The organism is Micromonospora zamorensis, from assembly GCF_900090275.1.
GTDB classification, from domain to species: domain Bacteria; phylum Actinomycetota; class Actinomycetes; order Mycobacteriales; family Micromonosporaceae; genus Micromonospora; species Micromonospora zamorensis.
On record NZ_LT607755.1, the window covers coordinates 5,740,070 to 5,754,238 of the forward strand.

The 14,169-nt window shown below is 71.4% G+C and carries 13 protein-coding genes; 8 read left to right on the forward strand and 5 right to left on the reverse strand.

The genetic code is table 11. The features are described 5' to 3' along the window. The first annotated feature begins 21 nt into the window (after positions 1-21). The 5 genes from mshD (at position 22) to pstB (ending at position 5,338) form a co-directional block, all read left to right on the forward strand. A complete protein-coding gene (mshD, locus tag GA0070619_RS25615; protein ID WP_088950399.1) occupies positions 22-948 on the forward strand; it encodes a mycothiol synthase in 927 nt (308 codons plus the stop codon). 273 nt (positions 949-1,221) lie between these two features. Continuing rightward, positions 1,222-2,328 (forward strand): phosphate ABC transporter substrate-binding protein PstS, encoded by a 1,107-nt coding sequence (gene pstS / locus GA0070619_RS25620; RefSeq protein WP_088950400.1) that lies wholly within the window; start codon positions 1,222-1,224, stop codon positions 2,326-2,328. A gap of 39 nt (positions 2,329-2,367) precedes the next feature. Then, the gene (gene pstC, locus GA0070619_RS25625; RefSeq protein ID WP_088950401.1) at positions 2,368-3,459 is read left to right on the forward strand and encodes a phosphate ABC transporter permease subunit PstC; all 1,092 of its coding nucleotides are present in this window, start codon (positions 2,368-2,370) and stop codon (positions 3,457-3,459) included. Next, positions 3,456-4,544: a phosphate ABC transporter permease PstA gene (gene pstA / locus GA0070619_RS25630; RefSeq protein WP_088950402.1), complete on the forward strand. Its 1,089-nt coding sequence runs from the start codon at positions 3,456-3,458 to the stop codon at positions 4,542-4,544. Before pstC ends, pstA begins: the two co-directional genes overlap by 4 nt. 17 nt (positions 4,545-4,561) lie before the next feature. Beyond that, on the forward strand, positions 4,562-5,338 hold the full coding sequence (gene pstB / locus GA0070619_RS25635; RefSeq protein WP_088950403.1) for a phosphate ABC transporter ATP-binding protein PstB: 777 nt from the start codon (positions 4,562-4,564) through the stop codon (positions 5,336-5,338). Between the two features lie 147 nt (positions 5,339-5,485). Here pstB and GA0070619_RS25640 read toward each other — a convergent pair whose 3' ends face one another. Next, a complete protein-coding gene (locus tag GA0070619_RS25640; RefSeq protein ID WP_088950404.1) occupies positions 5,486-6,319 on the reverse strand; it encodes an NUDIX hydrolase in 834 nt (277 codons plus the stop codon). A 137-nt stretch (positions 6,320-6,456) separates the two neighbouring features. On the opposite strand from GA0070619_RS25640, the gene GA0070619_RS25645 reads away from it, so the two are divergent. Next, entirely contained in the window at positions 6,457-7,425 is a 969-nt protein-coding gene (locus tag GA0070619_RS25645) for a Gfo/Idh/MocA family protein (RefSeq protein WP_088950405.1), read from the forward strand. 54 nt (positions 7,426-7,479) lie between these two features. Here GA0070619_RS25645 and GA0070619_RS25650 read toward each other — a convergent pair whose 3' ends face one another. The 3 genes from GA0070619_RS25650 to GA0070619_RS25660 all read right to left on the reverse strand — a co-directional run bounded on the left by GA0070619_RS25650 (position 7,480) and on the right by GA0070619_RS25660 (position 10,188). Next, positions 7,480-8,487: an inorganic phosphate transporter gene (locus tag GA0070619_RS25650; protein ID WP_088950406.1), complete on the reverse strand. Its 1,008-nt coding sequence runs from the start codon at positions 8,485-8,487 to the stop codon at positions 7,480-7,482. A 4-nt stretch (positions 8,488-8,491) separates the two neighbouring features. Beyond that, a complete protein-coding gene (locus GA0070619_RS25655) occupies positions 8,492-9,118 on the reverse strand; it encodes a DUF47 domain-containing protein (protein ID WP_053655020.1) in 627 nt (208 codons plus the stop codon). A gap of 128 nt (positions 9,119-9,246) precedes the next feature. Continuing rightward, the gene (locus GA0070619_RS25660; RefSeq protein WP_088950407.1) at positions 9,247-10,188 is read right to left on the reverse strand and encodes a PPK2 family polyphosphate kinase; all 942 of its coding nucleotides are present in this window, start codon (positions 10,186-10,188) and stop codon (positions 9,247-9,249) included. Positions 10,189-10,322: 134 nt separating this feature from the next. Between GA0070619_RS25660 and sigJ the strand changes: the two genes are divergently transcribed. Then, a complete protein-coding gene (gene sigJ, locus GA0070619_RS25665; RefSeq protein ID WP_088950408.1) occupies positions 10,323-11,285 on the forward strand; it encodes an RNA polymerase sigma factor SigJ in 963 nt (320 codons plus the stop codon). Positions 11,286-11,308: 23 nt separating this feature from the next. Here the strand turns inward: sigJ and GA0070619_RS25670 are convergent, their stop codons facing one another. Further along, the gene (locus tag GA0070619_RS25670; RefSeq protein WP_088950409.1) at positions 11,309-11,815 is read right to left on the reverse strand and encodes a DUF402 domain-containing protein; all 507 of its coding nucleotides are present in this window, start codon (positions 11,813-11,815) and stop codon (positions 11,309-11,311) included. Between the two features lie 102 nt (positions 11,816-11,917). Between GA0070619_RS25670 and GA0070619_RS25675 the strand changes: the two genes are divergently transcribed. After that, positions 11,918-14,122, forward strand: a complete 2,205-nt coding sequence (locus GA0070619_RS25675; protein WP_172862116.1) for an ATP-dependent DNA helicase — start codon at positions 11,918-11,920, stop codon at positions 14,120-14,122. The last annotated feature ends 47 nt before the right edge of the window (positions 14,123-14,169 follow it).

Here is a 14,169-nt window from a genome sequence, read left to right on the forward strand (position 1 = left end):
CGCAACGGATACGGTGACGGGATGAGCAGCGCGGAGCCGACCAGCGACCAGGTGACCCGGACCGACCGACTGGCACCGGCGGACATCGCCGACGTGCTGGCCCTCGCCAGCTCCGCGGGCGACACCGACGGCGCCGACCCGCTCGACGAGCACGTCCTGCTCCGACTGCGCGACCCGGACGCCCCGGCCGTGCACCTGATCGCCCGCGCCGACGACGGCACCCTGACCGGGTACGCGCACCTGGACACGACCGACCCCGTCGGCGGCATCGGCGTCGAGCTGGTGGTGCACCCCGCGTACCGACGGCGGGGCACCGGCCGCGCACTGGCCCGGGGCGTGCTCGCCTCGGCCACCGGGCCACTGCGGGCGTGGGCCCACGGCGACCACCCGTCCGCCGCCGCCCTCGGCGTCGATCTCGGCTTCACCCGGGCGCGGGTGCTCTGGCAGTTGCGCCGGCCACTGGCCGCCCCGCTCGGCGAGCCGCGCCTGCCCGACGGGGTGGCGCTGCGCGCGTTCGAACCCGGTGCGGACGACGCGACCTGGCTCAGTCTCAACGCGCGCGCCTTCGCCGAGCACCCCGAGCAGGGCCGGTGGACCTCGGACGACCTGGCGGCCCGCCTTGCCGAGCCGTGGTTCGACCCGGCCGGCTTCCTGCTCGCCGAGGAGACCTCGACCGGGCGGCTGCTCGGCTTCCACTGGACCAAGGTGCACGAGCGCCCCGGGTCGGCCCGGATCGGCGAGGTGTACGTCCTGGGAGTGGAGCCGACCGCGCACGGCGGTGGGCTCGGCCGGGCGCTGACCACAGCCGGGCTGGCGTACCTGCGGGACAAGCGCGGCCTGGACCGGGTGATGCTCTACGTCGACGAGTCGAACACCGGAGCGGTGGCGCTCTACGAACGGCTGGGCTTCGCCCGCTGGTCCGCGCACATCAACTACCACCTGGGCTGACCGCGGTCACCGGCGGGTAACGGCCGGGCGTCGGCGGCATAACGTCGAACCGGAAATATACCCATACTTCCGACAGGTGTATCCCGGTTCACTTAACGGACAACTCACCCTCAGCAAGCGGTCACCTCGGGGGCCGCACGTGTTCACCCTGCGTTCACTTGTGACCGGCGAACCGGCTACCTGGCACTTCTAACTTTCGTGTCAGCCGGTCAGTGCCGGTCCTCGGCCCCCGGGATCGGGGCGCCAAGTCAGACGCGAAGGGAAACCCCTCAGGTGAAGCTCCAGCGGTACGGCACTATTGCCTGCCTCGCCCTTGCCGCGACGCTCGGCCTCAGTGCATGCGGCTCGGACAACAACGAGCCCGCCTCCGGCGCCAGCGCTTCGGGCTCGACCGCCGCGGTCGACTGCGCTACCGGAACGCTGAACGCCCAGGGCTCGTCGGCGCAGAAGAACGCCATGGCCGAGTGGATCAAGGCGTACCAGCAGAAGTGCCAGGGCACCACGATCAACTACGAGCCGACCGGCTCGGGCGCCGGCATCCAGGCGTTCATCGCCGGCACCGCCGACTTCGCCGGCTCCGACTCCGCGCTCAAGCCGGAGGAGCAGCCGCAGGCCGACGCCAAGTGCGTCGGTGGCAAGGCCATCCACCTGCCGATGGTGATCGGCCCGGTTGCCGTCGCCTACAACGTCAGCGGCGTGGACAACCTCCAGCTCAAGCCGGCCACCCTGGCGAAGATCTTCGCCGGCAAGGTCACCAAGTGGGACGACGCGGCGATCAAGGGCGACAACCCGGACGCCAAGCTCCCGTCGACCACCATCCAGACCGTCCACCGCTCGGACGAGTCGGGCACCACCGACAACTTCACCAACTACCTGTCGAAGACCGCCGAGACCGACTGGACCCTCGGCAAGGCCAAGGCGTGGAAGGCCCCGGGCGGCACCGGCGCCAAGGGTTCGGACGGCGTGGCCAGCTCGGTCAAGGGCGCCGACGGCTCCATCGGCTACATGGAGTGGTCGTTCGCCGAGAACGCCGGCCTGAAGATGGCCAAGATCGGTAACGGCGCGGGCGAGTTCGCCGCGCTGACCGCCGAGGCGGCCGGCAAGACCATCGCCGGCGCGGCGATCGACGGCCAGGGCGACGACCTCAAGCTGAAGATCGACTACAACACCAAGGAGGCCGGGGCCTACCCGATCGTCCTGGCGACGTACGAGATCGTCTGCAGCAAGGGCCTCGCGGCCGACAAGTTGAAGCTGGTCAAGGGTCTGCTGGGCTACGCCGCCAGCGCCGAGGGCCAGACCTCGCTGACCGACCTGGGCTACGCCCCGCTGCCCGAGACGGTCCGCACCAAGGTCGAGACCGCGGTCAAGAACCTCTCCTGACCCGACCCCACCACCTCCGCAACCGAATCGAGCGAGCAGATGGGTGAAACCCCTCACCGCTCGGCCGACGCCGGCACCGGCGGGACGCGCGTGACCCAGAGTCACGAGTGGCCCGCCGGTGCCTCGGCGCGTGTGGCCGAGGCACCAGTCAGCACCCGTTCCCCGGGCGGCACCGGACTGGGCGGCGGCGGCGCACTGCCGCGCAGCCGCAAGTTCGGCGCCGAGCGGGCCTTCCGCGGTCTCACACTGGCCGCCGGCACCGCCGTTCTGGTCATCATCGCCGCCATCGCGATCTTCCTGATCGCCAAGGCGGTGCCGGCCCTCCGCGCCAACACCGAGAACTTCTGGTCCTACGAGGGCTGGTCTCCCAACGAGACGCAGCCGAAGTTCGGCATCGGCACACTCGCCTTCGGCACCGTGCTCAGCTCGGCGCTGGCGCTGCTCATGGCGGTGCCGGTGGCGTTGGGCATCGCGCTCTACCTCTCGCACTACGCACCCCGCCGGCTGGGCACCGCGCTCGGCTTCCTGGTCGACCTCCTCGCCGCCGTGCCGAGCGTGGTCTTCGGCCTCTGGGGGCGGGACATCTTCATCAACCCGGTCCGGGACTTCTCCGTCTGGCTGAACGAGTACTTCGGCTGGATCCCGATCTTCGGCGGCGACGGCCCGTTCGGTAAGTCGATCATGCTGGGTGCCCTGGTACTCGCGATCATGGTGCTGCCGATCATCACCTCGCTCTCCCGCGAGGTGTTCCTCCAGACGCCGACCGCGAACGAGGAGGCCGCCCTCGCCCTGGGCGCCACCCGCTGGGAGATGCTCCGCACCGCGGTCCTGCCCTACGGCCGCCCCGGCATCATCGCCGCGGTGATGCTCGGCCTCGGCCGGGCGCTCGGCGAGACCATCGCCCTGGCGCTCACCCTCGGCATCACCTTCGGCATCTCGTTCAACCTGATCCAGAACGGCGGCAACACCATCGCCGCCAACATCGCCAACGCGTTCGGCGAGGCGAACGAGACCGGCCGGGGCGCGCTCATCGCCTCCGGTCTGGTGCTGTTCACCATCACGCTGATCGTCAACATCACGGCGCGGGCGATCATCTACCGCCGCCGGGAGTTCACGGAGTCGGCCGCATGACCACAACCGTCACCTCCCACCGCACCCGGCCGCCGGCCCAGCCCGCCTCGCTGCGGGCCAGGCGGCTGCCCTGGTACGCCGCCCCGGCCATCGCCGTGGCAGCCCTGGTCCTCTCCGCCGTGATCGTCTACGGCACCGACATCGGCGGCCCGATCCTCGTGGTCGTCCTCGGCGCGGTCCTCTACCTGGTTGGGCTCTTCGCCGCCGCCAACGCGGTCGAGGGGCGCCGGTCGGCGCGCAACCGCACCTGGAGCGCACTGATCCACTCCGCCTTCGTGCTGGCGGTGCTGCCGCTCGTCTCGGTGGTCTGGACGCTGGTCAGCAAGGGCGCCGAGCGGTTCGACGCCAACTTCTTCCAGACCTCGATGAACAACATCGGGGCCCGGGACGCCAACGGCGGCGCGTACCACGCGATCGTCGGCACGCTGGAGCAGGTCGGCATCGCCACAGTGATCACCGTCCCGCTCGGCGTTCTCTGCGCGATCTACATCGTCGAGTACGGCCGGGGCAAGTTCGCCTTCGCGATCCGGTTCTTCGTGGACGTGATGACGGGCATCCCGTCGATCGTCTCCGGCCTCTTCGTGCTGGCGTTCTGGGTGCTGGTCGTGTCGCCGTGGTTCAACGACGGCCGGCCGAGCTTCTCCGGCTTCGCCGCCGCGCTCGCGCTGAGCGTGCTCATGCTGCCCACCATCGTCCGGTCGACCGAGGAGATGCTCCGCCTCGTCCCGGCGCCACTGCGCGAAGGCGCGTACGCGCTCGGCGTACCCAAATGGAAGACCATCCTGCGCGTGGTGGTGCCGACGGCACTGCCCGGCATCGTCACCGGCGTCATGCTCGCCATCGCCCGCGCTGCTGGCGAAACCGCGCCGGTGCTGCTGGTCGCCGGCGGCGGCGCCGCGATCAACACGAACCCCTTCGAGAACAACCAGTCGTCGCTGTCCCTCTTCGTCTACCAGCAGGCCGGTGACGCGTCGAAGTACGCACCGGCACGGGCGTGGACCGCGGCACTCACCCTGGTCGCCCTCGTGCTCATCCTGACGATCGCGGCAAAGCTGCTGGCCCGTCGCAACCGGCTCAGCCGATGAACCCCGGAGGTACCACCATGGCCAAGCGCGTCTCAGCCTCGAACGTCACCGCGTACTACGGCGGATTCAAGGCGATCGAGAACATCAACCTGACCGTCGAGCCGAAGACGGTCACCGCCCTCATCGGGCCGTCCGGTTGCGGCAAGTCCACGTTCCTGCGGTCGATCAACCGCATGCACGAGGTGCTGCCGGGTGCCCGGGTCGAGGGCAGCCTGACCATCGACGACCAGGACATCTACGACCGGGACGTGGACGTCACCGCGGTCCGGCGCACGATCGGCATGGTCTTCCAGCGGCCGAACCCGTTCCCCACCATGAGCATCTTCGAGAACGTGGTGGCCGGGCTGAAGCTCAACGGGGTCCGCAAGAAGTCGATCCTGGAGGACACGGCCGAGAAGGCGCTGCGCTCGGCGAACCTGTGGGACGAGGTCAAGGACAGGCTGGGTAAGCCCGGCGCGGGCCTCTCCGGCGGTCAGCAGCAGCGGCTCTGCATCGCCCGGACCATCGCGGTCGAGCCGCAGGTCGTCCTGATGGACGAGCCGTGCTCCGCGCTCGACCCGATCTCCACCCTGGCGATCGAGGACCTGATGTTCCAGCTCAAGGACAAGTTCACGATCATCATCGTGACCCACAACATGCAGCAGGCCGCGCGGGTGTCGGACCGGACCGCCTTCTTCTCGATCGAGAAGACCGGCGACCCGGGTCGGCTGATCGAGTACGACAACACCCAGAAGATCTTCAGCAACCCGAGCGTGAAGAAGACCGAGGACTACATCACCGGCCGCTTCGGCTGAGCCGCATACCCCTACCCAGACCGCGCCCAAGATCTGCGCAACTACCCGGATACTGCTGCCTCCCGCGCGTCCGAGGCAGCAGTATCCCTGAAGTTGCGCGGATCTTGACGGTGCGCGTCGGACACGCGCGGGGGGCGCGGGCAGCGGTCAGCTCAGGACGAAGCGGGGTTCGCCGTTCGGGGGCAGGTCGAGGCGCGGGGTGACGGGGGTGGCCGCGTCCCGTTCGGCCGCCGCTCGCGCCACACCGGCCAGGTCGCCGGCCGCCGCAACCTGCGCCAGCGTGACCAGGGTCGGCGGCAGCATGGTCAGTTCTCCGGCCTGGGCCCGGGCCAGCGCGTCCGCCGGCCGGATCCACAGGGTGTGGTCGGCCTCGCCGGAGACGTCGCGGGTCCGCTGCCCCGCCGGCAGCAGGGCGACGAAGAAGTACGTGTCGAAGCGGCGCGGCTCGAACTCGGGAGTGATCCACCGGCTCCATGGCAACAGCAGGTCCGACCGCAGGGTGAGTTGACGCTCGGCGAGTAGCGCGGCGAAGCCCAGCCGGCGCCCCTCCAGGTCCTGCCGGGCGGCCTCCCAGTCGTCGCCGCTGACGTCGCCCACCACGGTCTCGCGGTCCGGGCCGGCGAGCAGCACGCCCGCCTCCTCGAAGACCTCCCGAGCGGCGGCGCAGACCACCGCCTGGGCGGCGTCCGGGGTCACCCCGAGTCGCCCGGCCCATTCAGTGGGTGCCGGCCCGGCCCAGTCCAGGTGTGCCTCGGAGTCGGAGCGGTCCACCCCGCCGCCGGGGAAGGCGTACATCCCGCCGAAGGTCATGGCGGCGACCCGGCGGATGACGTACACCTCGAAGTCGGCGTCGGTCGGACGCAGCAGCAACACGGTGGCCGCGACCCGCGGCGTCGCCGGGGTGCCACCCTCGGCCTGGAACCGGCGGGCGTGCTCGACCAGTGCGGCCGGGGCTGCGAAGCCAGCGCTGTCGATCGTCATGCCGCGAGCCTAGTTCCCCGACCGGCGGGGCTGGTTGGTGTGCCAGGCACCTCGGTGCGGCAGAGGTTGGGCGGACGAGCCATCGGTCATCGGGCCGGGCGGCGGGTGGTTCACCTGGCTGGGCTAGCGTGCCCGACATGACTCGTTGGGGCATCCTGGCCACCGGCCACATCGCCAGCCGTTTCGCCGAAGACCTCCGGCTGGTGCCGGACGCCGAGCTGGTCGCGGTCGGCTCCCGCGCCGCGGAGAGCGCGCAGCGCTTCGCCGACACCTACGGCGCGAAGCGCGCGTACGGCTCCTGGGTGGAGCTGGCCGCCGACCCGGAGATCGACGCGATCTACGTGGCGACGCCGCACTCCGCGCACTACGAGGCGGCGATGACCTGCCTGACCGCCGGGCGCGCGGTGCTGTTGGAGAAGCCGTTCACCCTCGACCTGGCCACCAGCACCGAACTGGTGGACACCGCCCGCGCCTCCGGGGTCTTCCTGATGGAGGCCATGTGGATGCGGCTGAATCCGATGATCCTGCGGGTGGTCGAGCTGATCGCGGACGGGGCGATCGGCACGGTGACCGGCGTCCGGGCCGACTTCGGGGTGGCCGGGCCGTTCCCGCCGGAGCACCGGATGCGCAACGCGGCGCTGGGCGGGGGCGCCCTGCTCGACCTGGGGATCTACCCGATCAGCCTGGCCCACCTGCTGCTCGGCGTGCCGCAGCACATCCGGTCCTGGGCGCAGCTCGGCCCGGAGGGGACGGACGAGAACACCGGCATGCTGTTCGGCTACGACACCGGAGCGCTGGCAACCCTGAGCTGCGGCATGGTCGGGTTGAGCGGGCAGACTGCCTCGATCACCGGCACCATCGGGCGGATCGACCTGCCGGAGCCGTTCTTCCGACCCGGTTCCGTGACAGTGCACCGGGCCGGCGCGGAGCCGGAGACGATCGTCGCCGACGGGGCCGGCAACGGCTACCAGTACGAGGCGATCGAGGTGCAGCGCTGCCTGGCCGCCGGCCTGACCGAGAGCCCGGTGGTGCCGCATTCCACGACCCTTGAGGTGATGGCGCTGCTGGACACGGTCCGCGAGCAGATCGGCGTGCGCTACGTCTGACGGAACGGGCCCCTTGTTGACGCGCGAGGCGTCGACAAGGGGCCCGGGGCCGGGTCAGCCGAAGAGCGGTCGGACCAGCAGGTAGGTGACGCAGGCGATCAGCGCGGCGGCCGGGAACGTGACGATCCAGGCGAGCACGATGTTGCCGGCGACGTTCCAGCGGACTGCGGAGAGCCGCTTGGTCGCGCCCACGCCCATGATCGCCGAGGTGATGGTGTGGGTGGTCGAGATCGGGGCCTTCAGCACCAGGGCGTTGAAGTAGAGCACCGCGCTGGCGACCGTCTCGGCGGCGAAGCCCTCCGGCGGGCCCAGGTCGATGATCTTACGACCGAGGGTGCGGATGATCCGCCAACCGCCGGCGTAGGTACCCAGGGCGAGCATCGTGGCCGAGGTCCAGAACACCCAGCCGGGGATGTGCGTCTTGTCGTCCTGGAAACCGCCCGTGTACAGGGCGAGAACCACGATGCCCATCGTCTTCGCGGCGTCCTGCATGCCGTGACCGACGGACATGGCGGCTGCCGAGACGGTCTGGGCCCACCGGAAGCCACGGTTGAGCTTGCCCGGCTGCCCCTTGCGGAACAGCCAGAGGATGGCCAGCATCAGCACGTAGCCGAGGGTGAGACCGACGATCGGCGACAGGATCATCGGCAGGATGACCTTCTCGCCGATGGTGACCCACTGCACGATGCCGCCGGTGGACAGCAGGGTCGCGCCGACCAGACCGCCGAAGAGCGCGTGCGAGGACGACGAGGGCAGACCGAAGTACCAGGTGATCAGGTTCCAGGCGATGGCGCCGAGCACACCGGCGAAGACCACACCGAGGCTGGCAACCCCGGTGGGGAGCGTGACCAGGCCGTCGCCGACGGTCTTGGCCACCCCGGCACCGAAGTGCGCGCCGACGAAGTTGCCGACCGCGGCGAGCCCGAGGGCGATCCGGGGTGTCAGCGCCCGGGTGGAGACGCTTGTTGCGATCGCGTTGGCGGCGTCGTGGAAGCCGTTGGTGTAGTCGAACGCCAGGGCCACCGCGATCACCGCCAGCACGGCGATGAGTTCAGGGGACACCGGCTCAGGACTCCTTGACGGCGATGGTCTCGACGGTGTTCGCCACGTGCTCGAAGGCGTCGCAGGCGGCCTCCAGCTCGTCGGCGACCTCCTTCATCTTCAGCACCGTCAACGCGTCGTACTCGCCGGAGAAGAGGCGGACGAGCAGCTGCCGGTTGATCCGGTCGCCCTCGTTCTCCAGCCGGTTGCACTCGATCCAGTAGTCCTCAAGATCCTTCATCGACTTCAGCCGGGGCATCGCGTCGGCGGTCAGCTTGGCCTGCTGGTCGAGCACGTTCACCATCTCGTGCAGCTCACGGGGCAGCGCCGGCAGCTCGGTCAGCCCGTACAGGTAGAGCAGGTCACCGACGGCCTCCAGGTGGTCCATCACGTCGTCGAGCAGCGAGCCGAGCCGGTAGATGTCCTCCCGGTCGAACGGCGTGATGAAGGTCGAGTTGATCTTCTTGTACAGGTCGTGGGTGATCTGGTCGCTGTCGTGCTCGACCTCGGTCAGCCGCTCGCTCACGGACTGCACGTCGACACCGGGCAGGGCCAGCTCGTTGAGCAGCGCGGTGCCCCGGACCAGGTTCTGCGCGGCCCTGGTGAAGAGCTCGTAGAAGGCGCCCTCGGTGGGGCGGAAGGAAAACTTCACAGCACAGACCTCGTCGCGTCGGTGGAAGGGTGGCGGCGCCCGAAGAGCGTCCGCTCGGTGAATGCTAGGAGCCGACAGAACCGCGAATTCGCCGGCCCACCCCTGGCCAGGCCTCATTCACCGCTCGTTCACCTGCTGTTCATCTCGGCCGTCCCACCCGCACCCGGTCCCCCAGCAAGCAACCGTTCCCGCTCTTGAGCCACGTCGAAATCGGCAGCCGGATACCCCAGATCAAGCGTGTCGAACGTCTCACGCAGCAGATGGGCCACCGCCCAGTCCCGGTACCACTTGCGGTCCGCCGGCACCACGAACCAGGGCGCGGCGTCCGTCGCGCACCGGCTGAGGGCCTCGGCGTACGCGGCCTGGTAGTCGTCCCAGTGCCCCCGGGAGTCGATGTCGGAGGGGTTGTACTTCCAGTGCTTCTGCGGGTCGGTGAGCCGTTCCAGCAGGCGGTTGCCCTGCTCCTCGTACGAGATGTGCAGCATCACCTTGACCACTGTCATCCCGCCCTCGGTCAGCTCCCGCTCGAACGAGTTGATCGCGTCGTAGCGGGCCCGCCAGGTCGCCTCCGGCACCAGCCCACCGACCCGGGCGATCAACACGTCCTCGTAGTGCGAGCGGTTGAACATCCCCACGTACCCCGGCGGCGGCAGCTCCCGCCGGATCCGCCAGAGGAAGTCGTGCCGCAACTCCTGCCGGGTCGGCGGCCCGAACGAGCGGATGTGCAGACCCAGCGGGTTCATCGCACCGGCCACCCGCTTGATCGTGCCGTCCTTGCCACCGCAGTCCATCGCCTGGAGCACCAGCAGCACCCGGTGCGCGGGCTGCTCCGACCCGGTCTTGGCCATCGCGAACAGCATCTCCTGCTGCCGGCCCAGCTCGCCGCCGACCAGCTCCACCTGCTCTCGCGCCCAGGCCTTACGGCGCTCACCCCGACCGACCGTCTCCGGCAGGCCGGGCGTGGAACGGGGGTCGATCGCGCCGAGATCCACGGGTGCGGTGACCCGCAGCAGCTCCCGCACGGAGCCGCCGGCCGGTGCCACGATCTGCCCTTGCTGGGGTGCGCTCATCCACGGATCATCGCCCACCCGCAGGCCTTCCGCCCGCCGAGGGCCACCCCTCGGGTGACGGGCGGGGCTGCCAGCGCGTGCGGTCGACGGGAGGATGTAGGCCAGGACGGTGCCGACCGGGAGGGTGGTGGGTCGTGCGGGACCTGGCGACGGAGTTCGAGGCCGAGCGGGGCCGGCTGCTCCTGGTGGCCCACCGGATGCTGGGCAGCCGCAGCGAGGCGGAGGACGCGGTGCAGGAGACCTGGCTGCGCTACGCCGGGGCGCTCGCCGACCCGGCGGCCCGCGCCGAGATCCGTGAACTGTCCGCGTGGCTGACTACCACCTGCGCCCGGATCTGCCTGGACGTGCTCCGCTCGGCCCGGGTGCGGCGGGAGGCGTACCCCGGGCAGTGGCTGCCGGAACCGGTGGTGAGCGCGGTGGGCGGCCCGTCGTCGGACGCGTACGCAGCGGACCCGGCGGAACGGGCGGTCCGCACCGACCAGGTCGGCGCGGCGTTGCTGGTGGTGCTGGAACGGCTCGCGCCGGAGCAGCGGGTCGCCCTCGTGCTGCACGACGTGTTCGCGGTGCCGTTCGCCCGGGTCGCCGACGCGCTCGGCACCACCGAGGTGGCCGCCCGTCAGCTCGCCTCCCGCGCACGACGGGCGATCACCTCGTCGGACGTCCCCCGGCACACCGCCGACCTCGCCGAGCAGCGCCGGGTGCTCGAAGCGTTCGTCGCCGCCACCGAGTCCGGCGAGCTGGACCAGCTGCTCCGGGTGCTCGCGCCGGACGTGGTCTTCGTCGGCGACTCCGGCGGGCACTTCCCCGCGGCCCGGCAGCCGGTGCTGGGCGCGGCGGCGGTGGGTCGCTTCACGCTCGGCCTGTTCGGCCGTGCCGGCCGGTACGCCGACCGCGTGCGGTCGCGACCGGTTCTGGTCGACGGCGCGCTCGGCCTGCAGATGGAGACGGTGCACAGCGACGGGCGGCCGATCCGCCTGGTCACCGCGTTCGCCGTGGACCAGGGGCGGATCACCGCGATCTACAACCAGCTCAACCCGGAGAAACTGACCGGCCTGGTGCCGTTGGGCGACGACGACGCCTGGCCGCCGCGCTGGTGAGCCGCACGAGCGGGGGTGCGGCCTCAGACCACGAGGGCCAACCACTTGCGGTACGCGGTGGCGAACGGCTCGGTGCCGTCGCCGAGTGATCCGAGCAGCCGCTGGGCCGCGGCTTCGGCCTCGGCCACCACGTCGTCCGGGTAACCGAACCGGGCCCGGTGCTCGGCGAACTCGTCCTCGTCGAGCAGCTCCACCAGGCCGGTGGCCCGACGCCGGACCACGTCGAGGTCCAGGTCGATGATGTGCACGACGTCGTCGGATTCCCAGTGGGCCGGGGTGGTGATGTCGCAGTAGACCTCGCTGGTGCGGGGCGGCGGGTTGAACATGGCCGTCCACCAGGCGCGATGTGGCACCAGCAGCACGAACGGGATCTTCTCCACCGATGGCCGGCCGTGGTAGACCGAGGCGGTGCCCTCGGGCACGCCGAGCCAGATGCCGAGATCGTCCTCGGTAAGCCGACGGGCCGGGTAGTCGCGGTGGGCGCTGCCGTCGTACTTGCGGTAGATCACTCGGACCATGTCGCTCGGCATGATTCGCACCCTAACCGATACTGCCCACGCGTCGTAGCGCGGCGGTAACCGGACGGCACGGACCGGACCGGCCGGTCGTGCCGGCATCTCGCCACGCGGCGGATGGGCGCGGCCGGTGTCGGCGGCGACGGGTACCGTCGCACGGTGACTCCGCCCCGCACCGCCACCGGTTCCGCCACCCCGTCGGCCCGCGGCAAGGGCCGCCGGCGGGGTGCCCGGCCCAGCGGCACGGAGCTGCTGGCGGCTGCGGTCGGCGCGGTGCCCGGCGGCGCGGAACGCCCCGGCCAGCAGCAGATGACCGAAGCGATCGAGGAGTGCGTGGCCGGGGGCGAGCATCTGCTCGTGCAGGCCGGCACCGGCACCGGCAAGTCGCTGGCCTACCTCGCGCCGGCGCTCACCGTGGACGGCCCGGTGGTGGTTTCCACAGCCACCCTGGCGTTGCAGTCCCAGCTGGTCGACCACGACCTGCCCCGGCTGGCCGACGCGGTCGAGCCGGTGCTGGGGCGTCGGCCCACCTTCGCGGTGCTCAAGGGTCGCCACCACTACCTCTGCCTTGCCCGACTGGACAACTCCACCGAGGAGGAGCCGGAGGACACCCTCTTCGACGCCCCGGCGGCCCGCCCCGGCGGTGGGACGAAGTGGCTCGGTGAGGCGGGCCGACTGGGCAAGCAGATCGAGCGGCTGCGTGACTGGGCCGAGAAGACCGCCACCGGCGACCGCGACGAGCTGGACCCAGGCGTCGACGACCAGGCCTGGCGGCTGGTGTCCATGCCGGCCCGCGAGTGCGTCGGCGCGACCCGGTGCCCGTTCGGGCAGGAGTGCTTCGCCGAGGCGTCCCGGGCCCGTGCCCGCGAGGCCGACATCGTGGTGACCAACCACAGCCTGCTCGCTGTCGACATGCTCGCCGACCGGCACATCGTGCCACCGCACAAGCTGCTCATCGTCGACGAGGCGCACGAGCTGGCCGACCGGGTCTCCTCCGCGGCCCAGGCGGAGCTGGTGCCCGAGCTGATCGACCGGACCACCCGGCGGGCCCGTACGCTGCTGCGGCCGGAGACCGCCGAGGCACTCACCGCTGCCGGTGACGCCCTCGCGGTCGGGCTGGCCGAGGCGCCGGCCGGGCGACTCACCGCCGGGCTGCCGACGCCCCTTCGGGAGGCGTGCACGCTGCTCGACGCGGCGACCCGCTCCGCCCTGGACGCGATCGGCGACATCAAGTCCGACGACCCCGACCCGGTGCGCAAGCAGCAGGCCAAGGCCGCACTGGACGAGCTCTCCACCACCGCGCAGCGGCTGCTGGAAGAGGCCGACCACGACGTTGCCTGGGTGGAGAAGAACGACAGCGGCAGCCGTCGTGCGCTGGTCGTCGCGCCGCTCTCGGTGGCCGGCACCCTCGCCACCCACCTGTACGACGAACGCACAGTCGTCGCCACCTCGGCGACCCTGGCGCTGGGCGGCCGGTTCGACACGGTGGCCCGCGCCCTCGGGCTGGACGCGCCGCCGCCCGCCCCGCCGACTCCCGCCGCGGCCGCGCTGGCCGCCCGCACCGGCCCGGGTCGTCCGGCCGCCGAGGCGCCGGGCCGTCGCCTCGCCGGAGACGTCACCCTCAGTGCCGTCGTACCGGCCACCGAGGGCCCCGGTTGGCGGTCACTCGACGTCGGGTCGCCGTTCGACTACGCCCGGCAGGGCATCCTGTACGTCGCCGCGCACCTGCCCCGCCCCAGCGTCTCCGGGCTGCCCGAGGCTGCCGGGGAGGAGCTGCTCGGGCTGGTCGAAGCACTCGGTGGTCGTACTCTCGGGCTCTTCTCCTCCCGGCGGGCCGCGCAGCAGGCGGCGGAGCTGCTGCGCGCGCGGACCGACCTGCCGGTGCTGCTCCAGGGCGAGGAGGCCCTGCCCCTGCTGGTCCGCCGGTTCCGGGAGGAGCGGGCGAGCTGCCTGTTCGGGGTGATGTCGCTGTGGCAGGGGGTGGACGTGCCGGGTGACGCCTGTCAGCTCGTCGTCATCGACCGGCTGCCCTTCCCCCGTCCGGACGAGCCGCTGGCCGCCGCCCGCGCGGCGGCTGTGGACGCCGGCGGCGGGTCCGGCTTCTCCGCCGTCAGCGTGCCGATCGCGGCGGTCCGGCTGGCTCAGGGTGTGGGCCGGCTGATCCGGGCGACCGGCGACCGGGGCGTGGTCGCCGTGCTCGACTCCCGACTGGAGACGGCCCGGGGCTACGGGCCGTTCCTGCGCCGCTCGCTGCCGCCTTTCTGGTACACGACCCGCCCCGAGGTGGCCCGCGGCGCCCTGGAACGCCTCGCCAAGTCCTGAGCCCCGCGCCGCCAAGATCGCGCTACAACACGAAACAGTGGCCTCCC